At 72.6% G+C, this 20,519-nt stretch carries 17 protein-coding genes; 5 read left to right on the forward strand and 12 right to left on the reverse strand.

The features are described from left to right. Positions 1–126: 126 nt before the first annotated feature. Both OIE74_RS05770 and OIE74_RS05775 read left to right on the forward strand, forming a co-directional pair. Complete coding sequence (locus OIE74_RS05770) at positions 127–588, forward strand: ATP-binding protein (protein WP_329379075.1); 462 nt, start codon at positions 127–129, stop codon at positions 586–588. Continuing rightward, positions 588–1,010, forward strand: a complete 423-nt coding sequence (locus OIE74_RS05775) for a hypothetical protein (RefSeq protein ID WP_329392182.1) — start codon at positions 588–590, stop codon at positions 1,008–1,010. Before OIE74_RS05770 ends, OIE74_RS05775 begins: the two co-directional genes overlap by 1 nt. A 38-nt stretch (positions 1,011–1,048) precedes the next feature. Here OIE74_RS05775 and OIE74_RS05780 read toward each other — a convergent pair whose 3' ends face one another. The 11 genes from OIE74_RS05780 to OIE74_RS05830 all read right to left on the reverse strand — a co-directional run bounded on the left by OIE74_RS05780 (position 1,049) and on the right by OIE74_RS05830 (position 14,406). After that, positions 1,049–2,044, reverse strand: coding sequence for a sugar kinase (locus OIE74_RS05780; protein ID WP_329379077.1), 996 nt, complete (start codon positions 2,042–2,044; stop codon positions 1,049–1,051). Further along, entirely contained in the window at positions 2,041–2,691 is a 651-nt protein-coding gene (locus OIE74_RS05785) for a bifunctional 4-hydroxy-2-oxoglutarate aldolase/2-dehydro-3-deoxy-phosphogluconate aldolase (protein WP_329379079.1), read from the reverse strand. The genes OIE74_RS05780 and OIE74_RS05785 overlap by 4 nt, the downstream gene beginning before the upstream one ends. Before the next feature lie 547 nt (positions 2,692–3,238). After that, entirely contained in the window at positions 3,239–4,129 is an 891-nt protein-coding gene (locus OIE74_RS05790; protein WP_329379081.1) for a hypothetical protein, read from the reverse strand. Next, a complete protein-coding gene (dgoD, locus tag OIE74_RS05795; RefSeq protein WP_329379083.1) occupies positions 4,123–5,268 on the reverse strand; it encodes a galactonate dehydratase in 1,146 nt (381 codons plus the stop codon). The genes OIE74_RS05790 and dgoD overlap by 7 nt, the downstream gene beginning before the upstream one ends. Then, positions 5,265–6,056: a FadR/GntR family transcriptional regulator gene (locus OIE74_RS05800; protein WP_329379085.1), complete on the reverse strand. Its 792-nt coding sequence runs from the start codon at positions 6,054–6,056 to the stop codon at positions 5,265–5,267. Before OIE74_RS05800 ends, dgoD begins: the two co-directional genes overlap by 4 nt. A gap of 56 nt (positions 6,057–6,112) precedes the next feature. Next, a complete protein-coding gene (locus tag OIE74_RS05805; RefSeq protein WP_329379087.1) occupies positions 6,113–6,874 on the reverse strand; it encodes an SDR family NAD(P)-dependent oxidoreductase in 762 nt (253 codons plus the stop codon). A gap of 70 nt (positions 6,875–6,944) precedes the next feature. Further along, positions 6,945–9,065: an alpha-galactosidase gene (locus OIE74_RS05810; protein ID WP_329392183.1), complete on the reverse strand. Its 2,121-nt coding sequence runs from the start codon at positions 9,063–9,065 to the stop codon at positions 6,945–6,947. Between the two features lie 74 nt (positions 9,066–9,139). Beyond that, the gene (locus OIE74_RS05815) at positions 9,140–9,994 is read right to left on the reverse strand and encodes a carbohydrate ABC transporter permease (RefSeq protein WP_329379089.1); all 855 of its coding nucleotides are present in this window, start codon (positions 9,992–9,994) and stop codon (positions 9,140–9,142) included. Beyond that, entirely contained in the window at positions 9,994–10,947 is a 954-nt protein-coding gene (locus OIE74_RS05820; RefSeq protein WP_329379090.1) for a carbohydrate ABC transporter permease, read from the reverse strand. Before OIE74_RS05820 ends, OIE74_RS05815 begins: the two co-directional genes overlap by 1 nt. Position 10,948: 1 nt before the next feature. Further along, on the reverse strand, positions 10,949–12,235 hold the full coding sequence (locus tag OIE74_RS05825; RefSeq protein WP_329379092.1) for an ABC transporter substrate-binding protein: 1,287 nt from the start codon (positions 12,233–12,235) through the stop codon (positions 10,949–10,951). Positions 12,236–12,348: 113 nt separating this feature from the next. Then, positions 12,349–14,406 carry a glycoside hydrolase family 27 protein gene (locus OIE74_RS05830; RefSeq protein ID WP_329392184.1) on the reverse strand — a complete coding sequence of 686 codons (2,058 nt, stop codon included), beginning with the start codon at positions 14,404–14,406 and terminating at the stop codon, positions 12,349–12,351. A gap of 330 nt (positions 14,407–14,736) precedes the next feature. Here OIE74_RS05830 and OIE74_RS05835 point away from each other — a divergent pair, with 330 nt between their 5' ends. Beyond that, a complete protein-coding gene (locus OIE74_RS05835) occupies positions 14,737–15,975 on the forward strand; it encodes an ROK family transcriptional regulator (RefSeq protein WP_329379094.1) in 1,239 nt (412 codons plus the stop codon). A gap of 334 nt (positions 15,976–16,309) precedes the next feature. Here the strand turns inward: OIE74_RS05835 and xylA are convergent, their stop codons facing one another. Continuing rightward, on the reverse strand, positions 16,310–17,479 hold the full coding sequence (gene xylA / locus OIE74_RS05840) for a xylose isomerase (protein ID WP_329379096.1): 1,170 nt from the start codon (positions 17,477–17,479) through the stop codon (positions 16,310–16,312). Positions 17,480–17,731: 252 nt separating this feature from the next. On the opposite strand from xylA, the gene xylB reads away from it, so the two are divergent. Beyond that, positions 17,732–19,207 (forward strand): xylulokinase, encoded by a 1,476-nt coding sequence (xylB, locus tag OIE74_RS05845; protein WP_329379098.1) that lies wholly within the window; start codon positions 17,732–17,734, stop codon positions 19,205–19,207. A 175-nt stretch (positions 19,208–19,382) separates the two neighbouring features. Continuing rightward, complete coding sequence (locus OIE74_RS05850) at positions 19,383–20,504, forward strand: hypothetical protein (RefSeq protein ID WP_329379100.1); 1,122 nt, start codon at positions 19,383–19,385, stop codon at positions 20,502–20,504. Positions 20,505–20,519: the final 15 nt, after the last annotated feature.

Consider the following 20,519-nt stretch of genomic DNA (forward strand, 5'->3'; position numbering starts at 1 on the left):
TTCACAGTGCTACTTGCCAAGTGTCGCGCACGGGTGGAGAGTAGTTCGGTGAACCAGCTCCTGCAGCTGTCGTGCTCCGCCCGGAGGTTTCGCACGGTGCTGCTTCCCCACCGTTAGGAATCGGTCGTGGCACCTGGTAACGCGCTCACCCCCCCGCTGATGACCTTGTGCCCTGGCAACGTTGTCCGACGCTACGGATTCGCACTACCGGCCCACGCTGAGTCGGTCTGCCGAGCCAGACAGCTCACCCGCGAGCGGCTCGGCCGCTGGGGCACCACGGACGACACGCTGGACACGGCGATCCTGATCATTTCGGAGCTCGTCACGAACGCCGTCGTCCACGCCCCCGGGGACCACGTCATATGTGAACTGCGCGAAGGGAACGGCCGGCTGCGCATAGCGGTCGAGGACCAGGGGTTCGGCCCCGTGGGTCCGCAGTTGCACCGCGCGTCCGACGACGAGGGCGGCCGGGGGCTCCTTCTTGTGGACGCGATGAGCAGTTGCTGGGGAACACACGACACGTCCGCCTACGGCGCCGGGCGTGTTGTCTGGGCCGAGCTGCCACATGAGGCGGGGCAGCCATGTTGATGGACGCGGTACGCCGGCTGGCCCGTGGGCTGCGTGACGAGGGGAGCGCCTTCACGCAGCTGCCGCTGCCGCCGACCCTGCCCGCCTCGCTCGGATGTGACGCGGTGGGCGTCCCCGCGAGGCACGGATTCCGGCTGATGGGCAGGCTGCCGAGCACCGGCTGCGTCTTCGCCGACACCGACTGGTGGTGGTGGATCGTCCCCGCCGGCTCGGACCTCGAACTCGACTGGCCCCGGCCCGCCCTCTACGTCTCCGGGACCCGGGTCCCGGCCGCGCGGCCCCGGCTGATCCACTGGCCGGACGCCCCCACGCCGTACACGCCGCCGATCCCCTTCTATCTGATGGTCTGCCAGCTCGCCGGGGCGACGCCTACGTGGGAGGCACGGCCACAGGCGGAGATCCCGGTGCGGCAGCACGGCTGAGAACCGCCCTTCTTACTGAAGGGCGGTCCGGGGCGGATTCATACGCGGCCTTGTACGGAGAGCGCGTTCCAGGTCGCCTCGTCGGCCGCCAGGAGCTCGCGCGTCCGGTCGGGTGGCGGCAGCGGGCCGTGGTCGGCCAGGACGCGCAGGGCGGAGGCCGCCGTCAGATGGCCGAGCCGCAGGGCCTGTACGGGATCGTCGTACCGCAGCAGGCCCGCGAGGAATCCGCCGGCGAACGCGTCGCCCGCGCCCACCGGTTCGACCACCCGCACCTTCGGTGCGCGCACGGTGTACGTGTCGGGGCCGATGTAGGCGGTGGCCGCCCGCGCCCCGTCCTTGACCACCAGGACGCGCGGCTGCGGCAGGAGGGCGCGGACCGCGCCTGGGCCCGCGCCGTCGCCCAGCGTCTTGCCCCAGAGCGCCTGTGCCTCGTCGAGTCCGACCAGGACGAGGTCCGCGCGGGCCGCGAGCGCCAGCAGGATGCCGGCGGCCGGCTCGTCGCCCCAGAGCGCGGGGCGGTGGTTCACGTCGAAGCTGACGGCGTACGGCCGCCCTGGACGCAGTGCCCGCTCGACGAGCGCCCGGCAGGACGGCGAGAGCGCCGGGGTGATGCCCGTGAGATGGACGAGCGCGGCGTCGCGCAGGGCCGGTTCGTCCAGGACGGACGGTCCGAGGGCGGAGGCCGCGGATCCGGTGCGGTAGTAGTGGACACTCGTCGCCTCCGTGCCCGGGTTCTTGACCAGCAGTCCGGTGGGGCGCGCCGGATCGGTCCGTACGCCGGAGACGTCGACGCCCGACGCGGCGATGCGCTCCCTGACACGCCGTCCGAAGGGGTCGTCGCCGAGCGCGGACACCCAGCGGGCCGGGACCCCGTGGTCCGCCAGATACATCGCCACGTTCGACTCGGCGCCCGCGACGTCGAGCCGCAGCAGCTCGGCGGTGTCGAGCGGGGCGGCCGGGTCGGGCGCCAGCGCGGCCATCGTCTCGCCGACGCAGACGACCGGTCCGGGGCGTAGCAGCGGGGCCGTACTCACGCGGGGTCCTGGCCCTCGGCACGTACGACGCCGAGGAAGGCGCGGGCGCGGGTGCGCAGTTCTTCGTGGCCGGATCCGGCCGGTGAGTCGGCGGCGGTGCCCACGAGCGGCGATCCGACGCCGACCGCGAGCGCTCCTGCGGCCAGATACTCCGCGGCGGCCGTGGCGTCGATGCCCCCGACGGGCACGAACGGGACGTCGGGGAAGGGGCCTTGGAGCGCGCGCAGATACGCGGGGCCGCCGGCCTGGGCGGCGGGAAATATCTTCAGCGCGCAGGCTCCGGCGCGCAGCGCCGCCACGATCTCGGTGGGTGTCATCACACCGGCGAGCACCGGCAGTTGGAGCTCCCGCGCGGTGTGGACGCCTTCGCAGACGGCGGGAGTGACGACGAAGTCCGCACCGGCGCGGCGCACGGCGTGCGCGTCGTCGGCGGTCAGGACGGTGCCCGCGCCGAGGGGCGCGTCGGGTCCGAGCGCAGCGCGGGCCTGCGCGATGACATCGAGCGCGTCCCGCCCGCTGAGCGACACCTCGACGAGCGCGACGCCCTCCTCGATCAGCGTGAGTACGGTCCCGAGCGCCGCGTCGGGGTCGTCGCCGCGCACGATGGCGACGAGTCGGTGGGCGCGCAGGGCGGCCGTCAGATCCACGGGTGGGTTCCTTCTCGTGAGTGGGGTGGGTGGTCGAACGCCGAGGCTATGTGCGCCGCCGGGGCGGGGTGGGGCTCGCGCCCTGCCGGGGAGCGGCTGACGACTCGTTGGTGCGTGCGGTCGCACGGTGGAGGGCCGCCCCGGGGGGGCTTCCCGATCTTGACGGGCCGTCGTAGCGGTAACGGGCCGTCTGGCCCGCCGGGTCCGTCACGCCGACCGGACGCGACGCCGCGTCGTAGGCGTACACGGCGCTCTTCGTGGTGGGTTCGGCTGTAGCCGGGGCCACGGAGCCCGCGGGAGCCGCCGGAGGCACCGGCGGAGGAGCCTGAGACGTTACGGGTGGCGACACCGACTGCGGTGGCACGGCCTCGCCCGACACCAGGCTCGCGGAGAAGATCGCGCCCGACCGTTTCCGTGGTCAGGCGCTCCCTGATCCGGTCTGATCGGGAAGACACCCCTGGTACGGGACGTACTCGGTCGGCTGAAGACAACTCCGTGGCAGGGGACGGGCCCCGCCGTCGCGGCGGGCCGCAGGCGCGTGGCTCGTTCATGGGGCCGGCTCGGCGGTGGTCGTCGTGACCGTGAGGCGCCAGCGGACCTCGCCCGACGCGGGGACCCGCGCGGCGTCGCCTTCGCCCGCCGCCGACAGGTCGAAGACCCGGCCCAGCATGGGTTCGACCCCGATGGATCGGTACGGGGCGCCGGCCGGGAAGCCGCCGAGGTTGCGCCAGAGCGCTACGGAGACGGGCTGTCCCGCCGCCTCGACCGCCAGGTGCAGCGTGTTCCGCCCGTCGTGCACCGACACCTCCGATGTGGCGACGACGGCGCCCACGGCCGTGCCGTCGTCGGGGCCGAGCCGGTCGAGTGACAGACCGCCGGCCTGCGGCCAGGCGCCCGCGTGCCAGTCGGCGCCGTCGTCCGGGTAGAGCCGGACGGGCGTGCCGTGCCGGATGGCCGGGGTGGCGCGGGGCGACACGTCCAGGAGCGCGTGGGCGGCCCAGAGGAAGCGGTAGCCGGATGCGGCAGTCAGCCGGTAGTCGGCGACGAGGGCGTGTTGTGGATGTCGCGTCGTCCGACCACCGGGAGCGCACGGCGTCTGGTTCAGAACACGCCCTGGGGTGTCGCCCTCCGTACGGATGTCCGTACGGATGCGGCGCGTGAGCCGGAAGTCCGGGCAGTCGACATACTCCTCGTCGCCGTCGCGGCGCCAGGGCCGGGACCACGCGTCGCCGTGGTCGGGGGTGCCGCGCACCGTGGGGACGCACTCCTCCAGTCCCCCCGCGTCGGCGAAGGCGTCGCCCGGCGCGACGAGGGGGCGCCTCGGCTCGTCGCGCCGCCACAGCCACTCCCGGCCGCCCGCGCACAGCGACGTCCAGCGTCCGCCGTGCGCCGGGTCGGTGGTGACGGACAACGGTTCGCTCACCGGTCCGCTCACCATTCGGCGAACGATCCGTCGTCGTGGCGCCAGATTGGGTTGCGCCAGGCGTGCCCGGTGCGGTCGGCGGCCCGTACGGCGTTCTCGTCGACCGTGACGCCGAGCCCGGGAAGATCGGTCCGGCGCGCGTGGCCGTCCACGAAGCGGAACGGCTCCGTGTCCACGACGTACGACAGCAGATCGGCGTCCTTGTTGTAGTGCAGGCCCCTGCTCTGCTCCTGGATGAGGAAGTTCGGGGTGCAGAAGGCGACTTGGAGGCTGGCGGCCAGGGCGATCGGACCGAGCGGGCAGTGCGGTGCGAGTTGCGCGCCGTAGGTGTCGGCGAGCGAGGCGATGCGGTGCACCTCCGATATGCCGCCGGCGTGCGAGAGGTCGGGCTGCGCGACCGCGATGCCCGCGGCGAGCGCGGGCAGGAACTCGGCCCGCCCGTACAGCCGTTCACCGGTCGCGATGGGCACGGGGCTGGATTCGACCAGTCCGGCCAGCAGATGTCCGTGCTCCGGCAGCAGCGGTTCCTCCACGAACAGCGGGTGCAGCGGGGCGAGTTCGGACAGGACGCGGCGGGCGCCGGCCGGGCTGAAGCGGCCGTGGAAGTCGACGGCGACGTCCCGGTGCGGGCCGAGGACCGCGCGCGCCGCCGCCACGCGGTCGACCACGGAGGCGGTCTCGGCGGGGCTGGTGATCGGGGACGTACGCCCGGCGGCGTTCATCTTCACCGCGGTGAAGCCCGCCTCGACCTGTGCGGTGACCTCGTCGGTGAGCCGGGCGGGTTCGTCGCCGCCGACCCACGCGTACACCCGCACCCTGTCACGGACAGGTCCGCCGAGCAGGGCGTGCACGGGGGCCCCGTACGTCTTGCCGGCGATGTCCCACAGTGCCTGGTCGATCCCGGCGACGGCGCTGGAGAGGACCGGGCCGCCCCGGTAGAAGCCGCCCTTGGTCATGACCTGCCAGTGGTCCTGGATCCGCAGCGGGTCCTGGCCGACGAGATACTCGGCGAGTACGTCGACGGCCGCCCGTACGACCTCCGCCCGGCCCTCGACCACGGGTTCGCCCCAGCCGACGGTGCCGTCGTCCGTCTCGATACGGCAGAACAGCCAGCGGGGCGGGACGAGGAACGTCTCCACGCGAACTATCTTCACTTCGCCTCGGAGCCTTTCGTCTCGGGAGCGGCGGCCGGTCCGGCCGGGTCGGCCGTCCCGGTGGTGCCGGAAGTGCCGGAAGTGCCGTGGACCTTGTCCAGGTCGCGGACGGCCTGGTCGAGCAGGGCGCGCATGGCCTGCTGGGCGGCGTCCGGGTCCTGGGCGCGTACGGCGTCCAGGACGGCGCGGTGGCTCGGCACGGGATCCTCGCCGTGCGGCGACGAGTGCACGATCCGGTCGCGGTGGGCGAGGCCGGACTCGATGACCATCTCCATGCGTTCGAGCAGTTCGTTGTGGGTCGCGGCGAGCAGCGCGCGGTGGAAGGCGAGGTCGGCGTCGACCGCGTGCGCGGCTCCGCCGTCCCCCTCCCCCATCTCCGTCAACGCGGCTTCCAGCGCGGCGAGATCGGCGTCGGTGCGCCGCTCGGCCGCGAGCCGGACGGCGGCCGGTTCGATGATGCCGCGCACCTCGCCGAGGTTGCGCAGCAGTGCCAGGTCCGCGCCGGCGCTGGTCCCTTCGGCGAACTGCCAGCGCAGGACGTCGGCGTCGAGGAGGTTCCAGTCCGCGCGGGCCCTGACGAACGTCCCCCGGCGCTGTCGCGCGTCGACCATTCCCTTCGCCGCGAGCACCTTCAGCGACTCGCGCAGGGCGGTCAGGCTGACGTCCAACTCGCGCTGGAGTGCCACGAGATCGAGGGTGGCCCCCTCGGGGATCTCGCCGCTGAGCACCCGGCGCGCGAGAGTCTCCACGGTCTGGCCGTGCACTCCGCGGCGCGCGTATGGCGTCATGTGTCGTTCTGCCTTTCTGCTGGTCGTTCGTGAGCGGCGGTGGTCGTGCGGAGTGGCTAGGCCGAGGCCTTCACGACACTCCATCCGCCGTCCACGAGCAGACTCGTTCCGGTGATGTAGGACGCCTCGTCGGCCGCCAGGAAGGCGATCGCCGCGGCGACCTCCTCGGGGGTGCCGAAGCGGCGTGCCGCCGTGCCCTCGACGCTGAGCGCACGGTCCTCCTCCGGCACCCGGTCCCACGCGGCGGTGAGGATCGGGCCCGGCAGTACGGCGTTGACCCGCACGTCCGGCCCGTACTCGACGGCGAGCTGTCCGCAGAGCGAGAGCAGCGCGCCCTTACTCGCCGCGTAGGCGGGGTGGCCGGGGATGCCCATGTGCGCGTGGACGGACGATGTCAGCACCACGGCGCCGTGGTGGGCGCGCAGATCGGGCAGGACGGCACGGAATCCGAGGAAGCCGCCGGTGAGGTTGACGGCGAGCTGGCGCTCCCAGGAGGCGACGGTCATCTCGTGCGCGGGGGCGACATCCACGGTGTAGGCGTTGCTGACGAGGACGCCCACGGGTCCGTGACGGTGGGCGGCGGCCACGACGCGGTCCCAGTCGGCCTGCTCGGCGACGTCCGCCCGTACGAAGTCGGCGCGGCCCCCCTTGTCGCGGATGCCGGCGGCGACGGCCTCGCCGTGCGCCGTGTCGATGTCGGCGAGGATCACGGCGGCGCCCTCGGCGGCGAGCCGGGAGGCCCCGGCGGCCCCGATGCCCGACGCGGCTCCGGTGACCACGGCGACGCGGTCGTGGAAGCGGGCTGGTGCGTGGTTCATGGGGCGGTTCGACTCCTCAGGGTGCGGGGCCGCCTTCCGGCGTCCTGGGCGACTGTAGTGAGCGTGCGGATCATGAGGCCGGGGCCGGCGGTCCGCCGGGGTCCACCCGGGTGAGCACGACCAGTTCGGCGTCGTGCCCGGCCGTCCAGTGGAACGGCAGCCCGGAATGCAGGAGATACCCGCCGCCGTACACCGTGCCGGAGGCCCCGTCCCGGTAGCGGGCCGCCGGGTCGAGTCCCCGCAGCCGCAGCCGGGCCGGGCGTCCCGGTACGAGTGGCGCGCCGTCGAGGGGACCGGTGTTCCAGGCCGTGACGACGGTGCGCGCGCCGGCGCCTCGGGCGTCCTCGTCGTACTGAACTCCGCAGGTCGGCTCGGCGGGTGAGTTCAGCAGCCGGATCTCGCCGTGGTGGACGACGTCGCGGATCTCCTTGTAGCGGGCGACCCAGCGCGCGGCCTCGGCACGCTGTTTCTCCGTCCACTTGACGATGTCGGCCCCGATGCCGAGGACGCCGGACATGGAGCTGACGAAGCGGAAGGCGAGCGAGCGGGGCCGGGGGTCGAAGACGCCGGGCGCGTCCGTCACCCACGCGCTCATGGTGTGCGGGGCGTGCGCGTGCAGATAGCCGTACTGGATCGTGAGGCGGTCGAGCGGGGCGGTGTTGTCGCTGGGCCAGAGCACGTCGGTGCGCGCGAGCGTGGCGTGGTCGATCCTGGCGCCGCCGCCCGCGCAGCCCTCGACGGTGACGTGCGGGTGCGTGCTTCGCAGATGGTCGAGTACGCGGAGGTAGCCGGCGACGTGCGCGGCGTCGAGGTCCTGGCTCTCGACGGGGCCGCCGCCGGGTCTGCCGCGTTCGGTGGGCGGGCGGTTCATGTCCCACTTGAGATAGCTGATCGCGTACGTGCCGAGCAGCCGGTCGAGGGTGGCGATGACGAAGTCCTGGACGTCGGTGCGGCCGAGGTCGAGCAGGAGCTGGTTGCGTACGAGGGTGACCGGGCGGCCGTCGACGCGGTAGACCCACTCGGGGTGTTCGGCGTGCAGGGCGGACCCGGGGCTGACCGCCTCGGGCTCCACCCAGAGCCCGAAGTCCAGCCCCAGTTCGCGTACTTGGGAGATGAACCGGTCGAATCCGCCGGGGAACTTGGCCGGGTCGGGATACCAGTCGCCGAGGCCGCCGGTGTCGTCGTTCCGGCCGGTGAACCAGCCGTCGTCGACGACGAACAGTTCGGCCCCGATGCCGGCGGCGGCGCGCGCCAGCGCCAGTTGGCCGGCGGCCTCGACGTCGAAGCCGGTGGCCTCCCAGGAGTTGTAGAGCACCGGGCGGGGCCGGTGCAGCCGCTCACCGGAGAGACGGCGTTCGTAGCGGTGCCAGACGCGGGCGAGCCCTTCGAGTCCGTCCGGGCTGAACGCACAGGCCAGTCGCGGTGTGGTGAGCGTGGCGCCGGGCGCGAGACGTACCGCGCTCTCGTGGGGCAGCCGCCCGGCCCGTACGCGCAGGGCGCCGCCGGGCTCGGCGTCGGCGCTGATGCGCCAACCGCCGGACCATTCAAGGGCGATGCCGTAGGTGGGGGTGGCGCCCTCGGCCGGTTCGGCGGCGTCCTGGACGGCGAGCCAGGGCGCGTACGCGTGGCCGGGAACGGCCTGGGTGCTGGCCAACTCGAAGCGGCCCCGGGTGAGTTCGAGCTGGGTGCGCTGGAACTCGTGGGACCACTGGCCGGCCAGGTAGGTGAGCCGCGCGGTGTCGGTGACGGGGATGTTCACGGCAGCCGAGTCGAAGCGTTCCAGGCGCAGTTCGGCATCTCCCGTGCAGGTCAGCTCGGTCCACCGGAGGATCACGTCGGTGCCGGGCACGGTCTCGTAGCAGAGGGCCGTGGTCAGTCCCAGGGTCTCGTCGCTGAAGACGAGGCGCAGCGCGCGCTCGCCGTCGGCGGTCGCGCCGGTGAAGCGCCAGAACACGCCGCGCTCCTCGCCGGGGCGCTGGGCGACCAGGTCGGCGCCGGTGAACGGCCGTACCCCGTAAGGGATGTACTCGGCGGGGGATGCGTCGGCGGGGGTGATGAAGTGCGTACGGCGCGACCAGTCGAGCGGGGAGGGCCCCTGCTCGGCGCCGTGCGGGCCCCAGGCGGCGAGTTCGGCCCACCCCTCGTCGGGGGCGAGAGTGACGGCGTAGACGGTGTTCGCGGTGCGCAGCATCCACGGCGGGCGGGGCGCCCCGGCGGCGGCGCGCGGCGCGGCGTCCGGGGTGTCGTGCGGGGCGTCGTGCGGGGTCATTTGACCGCTCCCAGGTTGAGCCCGGCCACGAAGTGGCGCTGGAACCGCAGGAATACGGCGACGGTCGGGGCCGCCGCGATGACGGAGCCCGCCGCGATCACATTCCACATGGACACATACTGACCCTGGAGCCCGATCAGTGACGCGGTGATCGGCATCTGGCTGTCGGTCCTCAGCACCGTGATGGCCCACAGCAGATCGTTGAAGATCCAGGTGAAGGACAGGGCGCTCAGCGCCGCGAGCGCGGGTTTCGTCAGCGGCAGGACGATGCGCCAGTAGATCTGCCAGGGGCTCGCCCCGTCGATCACCGCCGCCTGCTGGATCTCCACGGGGATGGACCGCATGAATCCGTAGAGGACGAAGACGTAGAAGCCGACGCCGAAGCCGATCTGTACGCCGATGAGCGCGTACAGCGTGTCGTACAGGCCGAGCGTCTCGCTGATACGGGAGACGGGGATGAGCAGGATCTGCGGCGGCAGCAGATTCCCGCCGAGCATGACCAGCAACAGCGTGCGGCGCAGGGGCAGTTCGTACCGGCTCAGGGCGAAGGCGGCCATCGAGGCGAGCGCCAGGGTGGCGAGCACGGTCGGCACGGTGACCAGCATGCTGTTGATCAGGGCCCGCTGCTGGCCGCCGTCGACCCAGGCCTGGCGGAAGCCGTCGAGGGTGAAGGAGTGCGGCAGCCCGCCGAGCCCGTTGGCGGCGATGTCGTCGAACGAGCGGACGCTGGTGACGAGTACGAGCGCGATGGGCAGCAGCCACAGCACGGACAGGGCGCCGGCGCCGAGATGGAAGCCGGCGGTCGCCAGCTTGCGGCGGGTGGCCGTGGCGGAGCCGGAGGTGGCGGACATCAGTCGGCCTCCCGGAAGGCGCGGACGAGGTACGAGGCGATGACACCGAAGGCCAGCACGAAGATCACGACCGCGAGGGCGGAGCCGTATCCCAGTCGCAGCGACTGGAAGGCGGTGGAGTACATGTACGTGGAGAGCAGCTCGGACGAGTGGTACGGGCCGCCGCGGGTGAGGGCCCATACGACGTCGAACGAGCGCAGCGAGTCGATGACGATGACCGACAGGACGACGGCGTTGACGCTGCGCAGCTGCGGCAGGGTGATGTGCCGGAACCGCTGCCAGCGGCTCGCGCCGTCGACCTTCGACGCCTCGTAGAGCACCGGGTCGATACCCTTGAGGCCGGCGATGTAGAGGATCATCACGTAGCCGATCTGGCGCCAGAGCGCGGGCACGATCACGGCGTACAGGGCGGTGTCCTGGTCGGCGAGCCAGGCGTGGGTGAGACTGCCGAGCCCGACGCTCTCCAGGGCCTGGTTGATGAGCCCGTCGGGCTGGTACATCGCCTGCCACACCAGTGCGGTGGCGACGAGGGAGAACACGACGGGCAGGAACAGCGCGGCCCGGTAGAAGCCGACGCCGCGCCGCTCCTGCTGAAGGAGCAGGGCGGCGCCGAGGCCGAGGAGCGCGGAGAGTCCGCCGAAGAGCAGCAGCCACAGGACGGTGTCGAGCACGGCGGTACGGAAGATGTCGTCGTGGAGCATCTCGCGGAAGTTGCCGAGGCCGATGAAACGCGGCGCGGAGACACCGTCCCATTCGGTCAGGGAGAGGTAGAAGCCCTGCACCGCCGGCCAGAACACCCAGAACGCCTCGGCGAGCAGGGGGACGAGGACGAAGGCGAGCACCACGGGCGGGACGCGGGTCGACCTCTTGCGCCGGGGCCCGTTGTCCTCCTTCGCCGTCCGCCGTTCCCGCTCCTCCCCCGCCACTGGGTTGCCGGTGACGACCGCCGCCATCTCAGCGGCCCCAGATTTTCTGCGACTCGCGCTGCCAGGTGGTGAGGATGGAGCCGATCTCCTTGGGCTTGGCGAGGAAGCGGGTGAGCGCGGCGTCGGCGGGCGGCTGGAGGGCGTCGCTGGAATCGCGGTTGAAGTACTGGGTGAGTTCGGCGGCGCCCTCGATCAGCGCACGGCCCTTCTTCACCAGGGCGGTTCCGCTGTCCTTGGCGTCGGGGTGGGTCGGCAGCGCGGTGCCGGACGAGTGCTTGAGGTAGATCTCCTGCGACTCGGCGGTGGCCAGATAGCGCATCAGCTCCTTGACCTCGGTCTCGCGGCTGGTGCGGGCGCTGGCGAAGTAGCCGTCGGTGGGGGCCTCTTCGGCGACGGGGACCTTCGGGTCGATGACGGGGAAGCGGAAGAAGTCGAGGTCCTCCACCTGCTCCTTGGGGACGGAGTCGGCGAAGAAGGTGCCTATCAGCATCATTCCGGTACGGCCCTGGAGCAGGGCAGTGGTGGCGTCCTGGAAGGGCAGCGCGGTGCTGTTCGGGTCGAAGTAGGGCAGTGCCTCGCCCCAGCGGTCGAAGACCTTGCGGACCTCGGGATCGTCGAACCGGTGCTTGCCCGCGAGGAGTTCACGGTGGTAGGCGGCGCCGTTGATCCGGATGTTCAGGTAGTCGAACCAGGAGGACGCCACCCAGGGGGTGTTGCCGCCGGCACCGAGACCGATCGGCGCGACGCCCTTGCCCTTGAGGGTGTCGCAGAGGTCCAGGAACTCGTCCCAGGTCTTGGGCTCATCGACGCCCCACTTGGCGAAGTTCGACTTCCGGTAGAAGACGCCCCACCAGTAGTAGGTGGTGGGGACGAAGACCTTCTTGCCCGCCGCGGAGGTGCAGAGCTTGCTCAACGCGTCGGAGTAGCCGGTGAGTTCGGGCTTGGTCCAGAGGTCGCTGACATCGAGGAGCAGGTCTTTCGACGCGTACGACTCGGCGACCGAGCCGGGGTACCAGGTGTAGAGGTCCGGCGGGTTGGCGGAGGTGAGGTAGGTCGGCAGCTGGGTGCGGAAGGTCTCGGCGGCGACGGTGTTGAGCTTCGCCTTCGCACCGCCCTGCTTGCCGAAGTCCTCGACGACCTTTTGCATGGCGGTCTTCGCCTGCGGCGCCGAGAGGTTGGACTGGAGGGTGACGTCACCGCCCGACTCGCTCTTGCCGGTGGATCCCGAGGTAACACAGCCGCTCAGCAGCGCGGCGGCGCCGACGGCTCCGGTGCCCGCGAGGAACTGACGGCGGCCGGGTGGTGGGGTGGTCATGGGTGAACTCCCTGTCGGACGGTGCGGGTTGAGTGGTGCCACGAGTGGGGGGTGGGGTGGTACGGGGGCCGGCCGGAGTCGTGTCGCGGCCGGCCCCCGTCATGGGCCCGGGGTTACGAGCCGGCCGGGACGCCCGTCTGGTGGACGCGGCCGTCGACTCCCCGGAAGGCGGTCAGCACGGTGTCGCCGGGCCCGGCGGTCGCGCCGAGCGCGCCGTCGAAGACGCCGCTCACGAACTCCGTGCGCGCCGACCAGTCGCCCCAACCACCGCCGTCGGAACCGGATCCGGTGCCGTAGGCCCGCTGCCAGAGCGTGTAGTCGCCGGCCCGTGCGTACAGCCGCACCCCGCCGTCCACCGCGACCAGGGTCGGGCTGCCGCTGACGGTCCCGCCCAGCGACGTCCACGGCGACCAGGTGCCCGCCGTGTCCCGCACCCGCCACCACACCGCGTCCTCGGCGGTGCGTACGGCGACATGGGTCCGGCCCGCGTCGTCCACGACGGCCGACGGCCGTCCGTACACGGTCCGGTTCTCGGGCGCGTCCAGCGAGGTCCACCCGGAACGCGGCCCGCGTGCCCGGATCTGCCCGTCCTCGTCATGGGCGAAGAGCGTCCAGCGGTCGGCGCTCTCGTACGCGACCGTGGGCGCGTCGGCGAGACTCCCGCCGAGCTTGACCCAGCGTCCCCACCGTCCGCCGTCGAAGGCGCGGTGGTAGGCGGCGCCGTCGGTGCCGCGTACGAAGACGTCGATCCGGCCGGGCTCGCCGTCGGAGGCGTAGGCCGCGGGCTGACCGAGGATCCGGCCGTTCGTCGGGCCGCCGAGGTCGGTCGTCCGGGACGACCAGTGGCCGTCACGTCCGCTCTGCTGCCGCAGCGAACCGTCCGCGCCCCTGGTGAAAGCCGTCAGCCGGTCGCCGTCGCGTACGAGGGCGGGGCTCGCGGTGGAACGCGTACCGAGCGAGGCGCCGGGCGCGTCGTCCTGGCCGCGGAGCGTGAGGAACGCGGTGCCGTGCGCGGGGACGGTGACGGTGTACGAGCCGTTGTGCGTGCCCCGGTCGGCGCGGGCGCGCACGTCCCGTACGGCCACGTCGCCCGTCAGCCCGGCGTCCTCGAAGGTCACGGTCCGCTCCGCCGCCTTGTCCGAGCGGTTGAGGAGGACGACCGCGCGCTTGCCGGCGCCCTTGAGGGTCTTGCTGTAGACGTCGCCGGTGGAGTCGGTGGCGACGCGTACGCCCTGGATGGCGAGGGGGTCCTGGTCGACGGCGATGATCTCCGGGTTGCGCAGGGTGTCGATCATCGACTGCGGCAGGGTGCGCGGGTCGGAGCCCATGACCAGCGGCGAGCCCATCACGGCCCACATGACGAGCTGGGTGGTGGACTCCTCCTCGGTCAGCTCGTACGAGCCGTCCGCGAGCTTCCGCATCGGGATGAGGTAGTCGGGGTCGTTGTAGCGCCCCGGTCCCTGGGCCTCGGGGTGCCAGGCGTTGGCGTCCATGTTCCGCAGGACGTTGGCCCACTGGCCGGCGGAGGGGGTGCCGAAGGCGACGTCGGTGCCGGTACGCCAGGAGTCGCCGGTCCTCGGGCCGTAGACGTACGTGTTGTGCGCGTCCTGCTCGGGGGTGTGCGGCACGCCCCAGTCGTCGGTCAGCGGGTTGCAGAGGTTGAGCAGCATCGGGCGGCCGGACTTGGCGACCGCGTCGCTGAACTCCTTGAAGGCGGGGCCCGGGTCGAGCTTCGCGGAGATCCCGCAGAGGAAGTCGACCTTGATGGCGTCGATCTTCCAGCCGGCGAACTGCCGTGCGTCCTCGGTGTAGTGGCCCCGGCTGCCGAGCCCGCAGCTCTTGCCGCCGTCGTAGGTGCCGGCGTCGGTGTAGATGCCGGCCTTGAGTCCCCGCTTGTGCAGATACGTCACGAGGGCGGGGATGCCGGAGGGGAAGCGGCCGGGGTGCGCGGCGAGGCGGCCCTCGCTGTCGCGGGGGTCGTCGGCCTGCCAGCCGCCGTCCAGCCAGACGATGTCGTAGCCGGAGTCCCGGAGCCCGCTGCTGACGAGGTGGTCGGCGACCGACCTGACGGCCTCCTCGGTGGGGGCGCCGAGTCCGTAGTAGGTGTTCCAGCCCATGTACGGGGTGGGGGCGAGCCCGCTGTCGTAGTACTCGGGCGCGCCCTGGTCCACGGTCCCGCTATCGGTCCCGTTACCGGTCCCTGTCCTTGCGTCCTGCTGGTCGGCGGCCCGGACGGCGTCCCGGCCGTCGGCCGCCTGCGCGGAGGGCACGGCCACCGCGACAAGCGCGGCGACGACGGCGGCCACCGTGGCCCGGTGCGAAGTCACTGATGTCTCCCGAAGGTTGGGGTCACGACGAAGACTGTCGCCGCGCGGTCCGACCCTGTCAACGATTATTACTAATTTATTTTAAAAAGTGGTCGGGCAAGTGACTGGTAGGGCCAACGATCTCGTGCGACCGGCCGTCCGTCCGGATACCGATCACATAGGCTCGACGGCACTATGCAGAGCAACCACACATCGCTCGGTCCCAAGGCCGACAAAGAGACGGTGCGCCGGCACAATCTGAGCCTCGTACTGCGCGCCGTACGGGACGAGGGCGAAGCGACCAGGGCCGGTGTGGCGGCGCGGGTCGGACTGACCCGGGCCGCGGTGTCGTCGCTGGTCGAGCAGTTGCTGGACAGCGGATTCCTCTCCGAGTCCGGCAAGACGTTCAGCGGACAGGCCGGGCGGCCGGGCACCGTGCTGAAGGTGACGCGGGCCGGTCCGGCCGGCATCGGCGTCGAGATCAACATCGATTACGTGTCGGTGTGCGTGGTCGACCTGTCGGGCACCGACCGCGTACGTCTCACCGAACACCTCGACAATCGCGGCACCGCACCCGCCGAAGTCCTCGCCCGTGGCGCCCGGATCGCCGCGCGCACCCTCGACTCGGCCGCCGAGCAAGGTCTTTCACCGGTCGGGGTACAGCTCGCGCTGCCCGGTCTCGTCGCCGGGGGTGCGGTCCGCCAGGCGCCCAACCTGGGCTGGAACCAGGTGCCCGCCGAGGAGTTGTTCGCGGGGGCGCTGGCCGAGGCGCAGCCCGCCGTGCCGCCGCTGCCGGTGCGTTCGGAGAACGAGGCCAATCTGGCGGCGCTCGCCGAGCTCTGGTTCGGGGGCCTGGGCGGGATCCGCAGCTTCCTCTATCTGTCGGGGGAGATCGGTGTCGGCGGCGCGCTGGTGCTCGACGGTGAACTGCTGCGCGGCGCCAACGGGTTCGCCGGTGAGATCGGCCATGTGGTCGTCGACGCCGGCGGGCCGCTGTGCCGGTGCGGCGCGCGTGGCTGCCTTGAGCAGTACGCGGGCCAGTCGGCGCTCCTGCGCGGCGCCGGGCTCGACGAGAACGCCGGGGTGCCGGGCGTCGCGGAGCTGGAGGCCCTGGCCAGGAGCGGCGACAAACGGGCGATAGCCGCCATCGGCGAGGCCGGCCGGATGCTCGGGCGGGTCCTGTCGGGCGCGGTGAACCTCTTCGACCCCGACGCGGTGGTGCTCGGCGGGATCTACCGGAGCCTGATGCCATGGCTTTCGCCGCCCGCCGACGGGGAGTTGACCGACCGGGTGGTCTCCGGACTGTGGCCGCACGACAGCGGCAGGCTACGCGCGTCATCCTCGGCGGGCGACGCGGCCCGGGGCGCGGCGGCACTGGTGGTCCGCGCGGTGCTGGCGGACCCGGTGGCATACGCGCACCGCACGAGCGCGTAGCGCGAGGGTCGCGGGGCGCGGGGGTCGGGCATCGACGGAGCGCCGTCCCGGCGCGCGGGGGTCTCGTCGGCGGCCGTCGGCCCCGCTCAGGGACCGCGGACGCCGAAGCGTCGAGGAGTTCCGGCCGGAGATCGACGAACGCCGAATCCGCGCGGTCGCCCAGGGCCGCCGGGGCGGGTCCGATTTCGCCGGGCGGCGGGAGGCGTCGAGGGAACGCCCGGCCCGGGGGCGGGGTGTTCGCGGCAGGCATGACGGCGCGAAGCCCGCGGGGCGGGCCGGTGGTTGGCTCGCTCCGCGGGCTTCGTCATGTCAGGACACGGTCGTCGGTGCCGGGTCAGCGGGCTCCCAGCAGGTGGTCCATCGCCAGCTGGTCGAGGTGCTCGAAGGCCATGCCGCGGCTGGCCGCGGCCGCCACGTCGAAGTCCTCGTACGCGCTGCGGTCGGCCAGCAGACCGGCCACGCCGTCGGCGGCGGTCGGCTGCGCGAGCTCGTCCAGGCGTGCGGCGCGCAGGGCCTCCTGGACCTCGGGGTCCGCACGGAAGGTGGCGGCGCGCTCCTTGAGGATCAGGTAGTTGCGCATGCAGCCCGCGGCGGACGCCCACACACCGTCGAAGTCCTCGGTGCGCGGCGGCTTGAAGTCGAAGTGCCGCGATCCTTCCCAGCCCGCCGACTCCAGCAGGTCCACCAGCCAGAACGCGGCGCGCAGGTCGCCGGCGCCGAAGCGCAGGTCCTGGTCGTACCGGGTGCCGTGCTGGCCGTTGAGGTCGATGTGGAAGAGCTTGCCCGCCCACAGGGCCTGCGCGATGGCGTGCGGGAAGTTGAGCCCGGCCATCTGCTCGTGGCCGGTCTCGGGGTTGACGCCGTACAGCTCGGGGCGCTCCAGGCGCTCGATGAAGGCGAGCGCGTGACCGACGGTCGGCAGGAGGATGTCGCCGCGCGGCTCGTTCGGCTTGGGCTCGATGGCGAACTTGATGTCGTACCCCTGCGAGACGACGTACTCGCCGAGCAGGTCGAAGCCTTCCTTCATCCGGTCGAGCGCGAGGCGCACGTCCTTCGCCCCGCCGGACTCCGCGCCCTCACGGCCGCCCCAGGCGACGAACCTCTTCGCGCCCAGCTCGGCGGCCAGGTCGAGGTTGCGCAGGGTCTTGCGCAGCGCGAAGCGGCGGACGTCGCGGTCGTTCGCCGTGAAGCCGCCGTCCTTGAAGACGGGGTGGGTGAAGAGGTTGGTGGTCACCATCGGCACGACGAGCCCGGTGGTGTCCAGCGCCTGCCGGAAGCGCTTGATGTGCCCCTCGCGCTCGGCGTCCGTCGAACCGAACGGGATCAGGTCGTCGTCGTGGAAGGTCACTCCGTACGCGCCCAGTTCGGCGAGGTGCTGTACGGACTCGGTGGGATCGAGCGCCGGACGCGTCGCGTCTCCGAACGGGTCCCTGCCTTGCCAGCCGACCGTCCACAGACCGAAGCTGAACTTGTCCGCGGGGGTGGGAGTGAAACGATCCGTCATTTCTCTGGCCGCCTTCGATACCTCAGGTCCGGCAGGTGCAGACCTTTTTGTTTCCTGACATGACTAATAATGCACGTCCGGGTGGGTACGGAAAAGACCCCGTGTCCGCCCAACCCCGCCCCGAGCGACGAATGCCCCCTCGGGCAAGGAAGTAACGCCCATCCCTGCCGGATGAACGACAACATCACGTAATTTGTTGGCCTGCGGCCAAAATACCGTCGCAAGGCCCGGAAATCAGGAAGAGGTACGAGCGTGCCGCACAGCCAGGTGGTCATCGGCGTCGACAGCTCCACCCAGTCGACCAAGGCGGCGTTCACCGACGCGGCGACCGGACGGCTGCTCGCCGTCGGGCGCGCCCCGCACCGGGTGACGGGCGAGGCCGGGGCGCGGGAGACCGACCCCGAGGTGTGGTGGCAGGCGCTGCGCGAGGCCGTCGCCATGGGCCTCAAGGAGTCCGGCGTACCGGCCTCCGCCGTCACGGGCCTGGCGGTCGCCGGGCAGCAGCACGGCCTGGTGGTGCTCGACGCCGCAGGGCAGCCCCTGCGGCCCGCCCTGCTGTGGAACGACACCCGCTCCGCCCCGCAGGCCGCCGCGCTCACCGAGGCGCTGGGCGGGCCCGACGCGTGGATCGCCACGACCGGATCGGTGCCCGTCGCCTCGATGACGGCGGCGAAGTGGCAGTGGCTGCGGGAGAACGACCCCGCCTCCGCCCAGGCGGCGACGGCCGTCCGGCTGCCCCACGACTTCCTCACCGAACGCCTCTCGGGCACGGCGGCCACCGACCCCGGCGACGCGTCGGGCACCTGCTGGTACTCCACCGGGACCGGGGCGTACGACCCCCAGCTCCTCGCCCTCGTGGGCCTCGACGAGTCGATGCTGCCGGCCGTCGCACCTACCGGGGGCACCCGGGTCGGCTCGCTCACCGCGTCGGCCGCCGAGCAGCTGGGGCTGCCGGCCGGGATCGCGGTGGCCGCCGGGACGGGCGACAACATGAGCGCGGCGGTCGGCCTCGGGCTCGGCGGCGCTGGGCTGCTGGACCACCCCGTGCTGAGCCTCGGCACGTCGGGCACGGTCTTCGCCGCCACGCGGACCAGGCCGGCGTCGGCGGCACTGTCCGGGTTCGCGGCGGCCGACGGTACGTTCCTGCCGCTCGGCTGCACCCTGAACTGCACGCTCGCCGTCGACAAGGTCGCCGAGCTGCTGCGCCTCGACCGCGAGGACGTGGCGCCGGGCGGGGAGGCGGTGCTGCTGCCGTACCTCGACGGCGAACGCACCCCCGACCTGCCGACCGCCTCGGGCCTGCTGACGGGCCTGCGGCACGACACCACACCACAGCAGTTGCTGGGGGCGGCGTACGAGGGCGCGGCGGTGACGGTGCTGCGCGCGCTCGACGAGGTCCTGCGCGCCTGCGGCCTCGACCCGGCGGACCCGGCGGTGGCGGGCAGGCCGCTGCGTCTGGTGGGCGGCGGCGCCCAGGGCCGTACGTGGGTGGAGACCGTACGGCGCCTCTCCGGGCGCCCGGTGATCGTCCCGGAGAGCGGCGAGCTGGTCGCCCTGGGCGCTGCGGCGCTGGCGGCGTCGGCCGCGACGGACGAGGACCCGGTGGCGATCGCCGCCTCGTGGAAGACCGGCGACGGCCCCGAACTCCCGCCCGTGGCAAGGGACATGGAGACATGGGAGCGCGTCGGCTCGGTGCTGGACCGGGCGGCTCCGAGCCTTCTCTCGTAGGGCTGCTGGGGTCCCAGGGGCAGGTGGGGCAGCGGCGTGCGCGAGCGCGTCGGCGCGCTCTCCCCGCCCTGCCGGCGCACGCCTCCGGGGCCCTCTTGATGGCGGGTCGGGAACAGCCCTACCCTGCCGGTCTGCGCGGCGTCGCCGCGCGCCGGAGGAGGGACGAGACCCGCCCATGTCCGACGCAACGAAAGACGACGCGCTCTCCGACGATCTGCCCGACGCGGACATACTCAAGGCGCTCGCGCCCTACCTGGCCAAGGACGGCGGCGCGGGTGCCGGCCCCCTCCGGATCCGGGACGTCGAGCGACGGCAGCTGGTGCGCTGCGATGTCGTCCGCTTCACGGAGCGACGCACCGAGACCCAGCGGACCGCCTTCGGTACGGAGGACCTGTCGGCACTGCCTCTTTACGAGGGCGCCATCAAGGACCACCCCCTGCCTGCCCCCGAAGGGCCCGCCAGACTCACCCTGATCCGCTCCGGCTCCTACCGGCTGGTGCCCTGTCCGTGCGACAACGGGACGCAGCGGTGCGCCAGTTGCTCCGGCGGCGGCCGGCATCCGTGTTCCTGCCGCAACGAGCCGCCCACGTGCGACGTGTGCCTGGACGTCGCCCCCTGCACCCAGTGCGAGACGACGGGCCGGCGCCGTACCCGTACGACGAAGGCCCGGCCCGCCGCGACCGGTGCGCGCGCCACGGCGCCGGGCGCCCAGCGGATCACCTGCGCGGTGTGCGGCACCGCCGATGCCGCCTGCCCGCGCTGCTCTGGCCGGGGCAGGATCCGGTGCCCGCTGTGCGACGGCCGGGGGCACGAGACGTGCGCGCGCTGCTCGGGGCGGGGTGTCGGCACGCACGAGGTGTGCGGCGGCCGGGGCAGCATCTCCCACTGGGTGGAGGGAACGGTCGATTACGCGAACGAGAAGGCGTCCCTGTGGCTCCCCAGGCCGGACTGGCCCGACAAGGTCCGGGACCGGCTGGCCGGCGCCGCGCGATGGCGGCAGCGCGACCTCCCGCCGGGCGGCGGGGTGCCCGCCGGCGTCGACGACGAACACCGCGCGGCCGTGTCGGCGCACCTCGCGCGCGGGACGGTGGAGCTGTCCCGGCGGGTGACCCTCGAAACCTGCCCGCTGGCCCGGGTGGAGCTGATGGACGATCCGAACCGGGTCTTCTACGTCTTCCCCGGCACCCGGCGGCTCGAAGTCGTCCCGACCCTGTCGAACCAGTTGAAGCGGCGGCTGATCGCGGCCGGGGCGGTCATCGTGATCATCGTGGTCCTGATCCTGTGGGTGGCCGCCTGAGCCGAGCCGCTCAGG

It is taken from the genome of Streptomyces sp. NBC_01716, from assembly GCF_036248275.1.
Classification (GTDB): domain Bacteria; phylum Actinomycetota; class Actinomycetes; order Streptomycetales; family Streptomycetaceae; genus Streptomyces.

Excerpts from the sequence above, each read along its gene's own strand:
- OIE74_RS05775 (WP_329392182.1), top strand. The coding sequence starts at position 588 with ATGGACGCGGTACGCCGGCTGGCCCGTGGGCTGCGTGACGAGGGGAGC.
- OIE74_RS05790 (WP_329379081.1), bottom strand. The coding sequence starts at position 4,129 with ATGGTGAGCGGACCGGTGAGCGAACCGTTGTCCGTCACCACCGACCCG.
- OIE74_RS05800 (WP_329379085.1), bottom strand. The coding sequence starts at position 6,056 with ATGACGCCATACGCGCGCCGCGGAGTGCACGGCCAGACCGTGGAGACT.
- OIE74_RS05805 (WP_329379087.1), bottom strand. The coding sequence starts at position 6,874 with ATGAACCACGCACCAGCCCGCTTCCACGACCGCGTCGCCGTGGTCACC.
- OIE74_RS05810 (WP_329392183.1), bottom strand. The coding sequence starts at position 9,065 with ATGCTGCGCACCGCGAACACCGTCTACGCCGTCACTCTCGCCCCCGAC.
- OIE74_RS05815 (WP_329379089.1), bottom strand. The coding sequence starts at position 9,994 with ATGTCCGCCACCTCCGGCTCCGCCACGGCCACCCGCCGCAAGCTGGCG.
- OIE74_RS05820 (WP_329379090.1), bottom strand. The coding sequence starts at position 10,947 with ATGGCGGCGGTCGTCACCGGCAACCCAGTGGCGGGGGAGGAGCGGGAA.
- OIE74_RS05825 (WP_329379092.1), bottom strand. The coding sequence starts at position 12,235 with ATGACCACCCCACCACCCGGCCGCCGTCAGTTCCTCGCGGGCACCGGA.
- OIE74_RS05835 (WP_329379094.1), top strand. The coding sequence starts at position 14,737 with ATGCAGAGCAACCACACATCGCTCGGTCCCAAGGCCGACAAAGAGACG.
- xylA (WP_329379096.1), bottom strand. The coding sequence starts at position 17,479 with ATGACGGATCGTTTCACTCCCACCCCCGCGGACAAGTTCAGCTTCGGT.
- OIE74_RS05850 (WP_329379100.1), top strand. The coding sequence starts at position 19,383 with ATGTCCGACGCAACGAAAGACGACGCGCTCTCCGACGATCTGCCCGAC.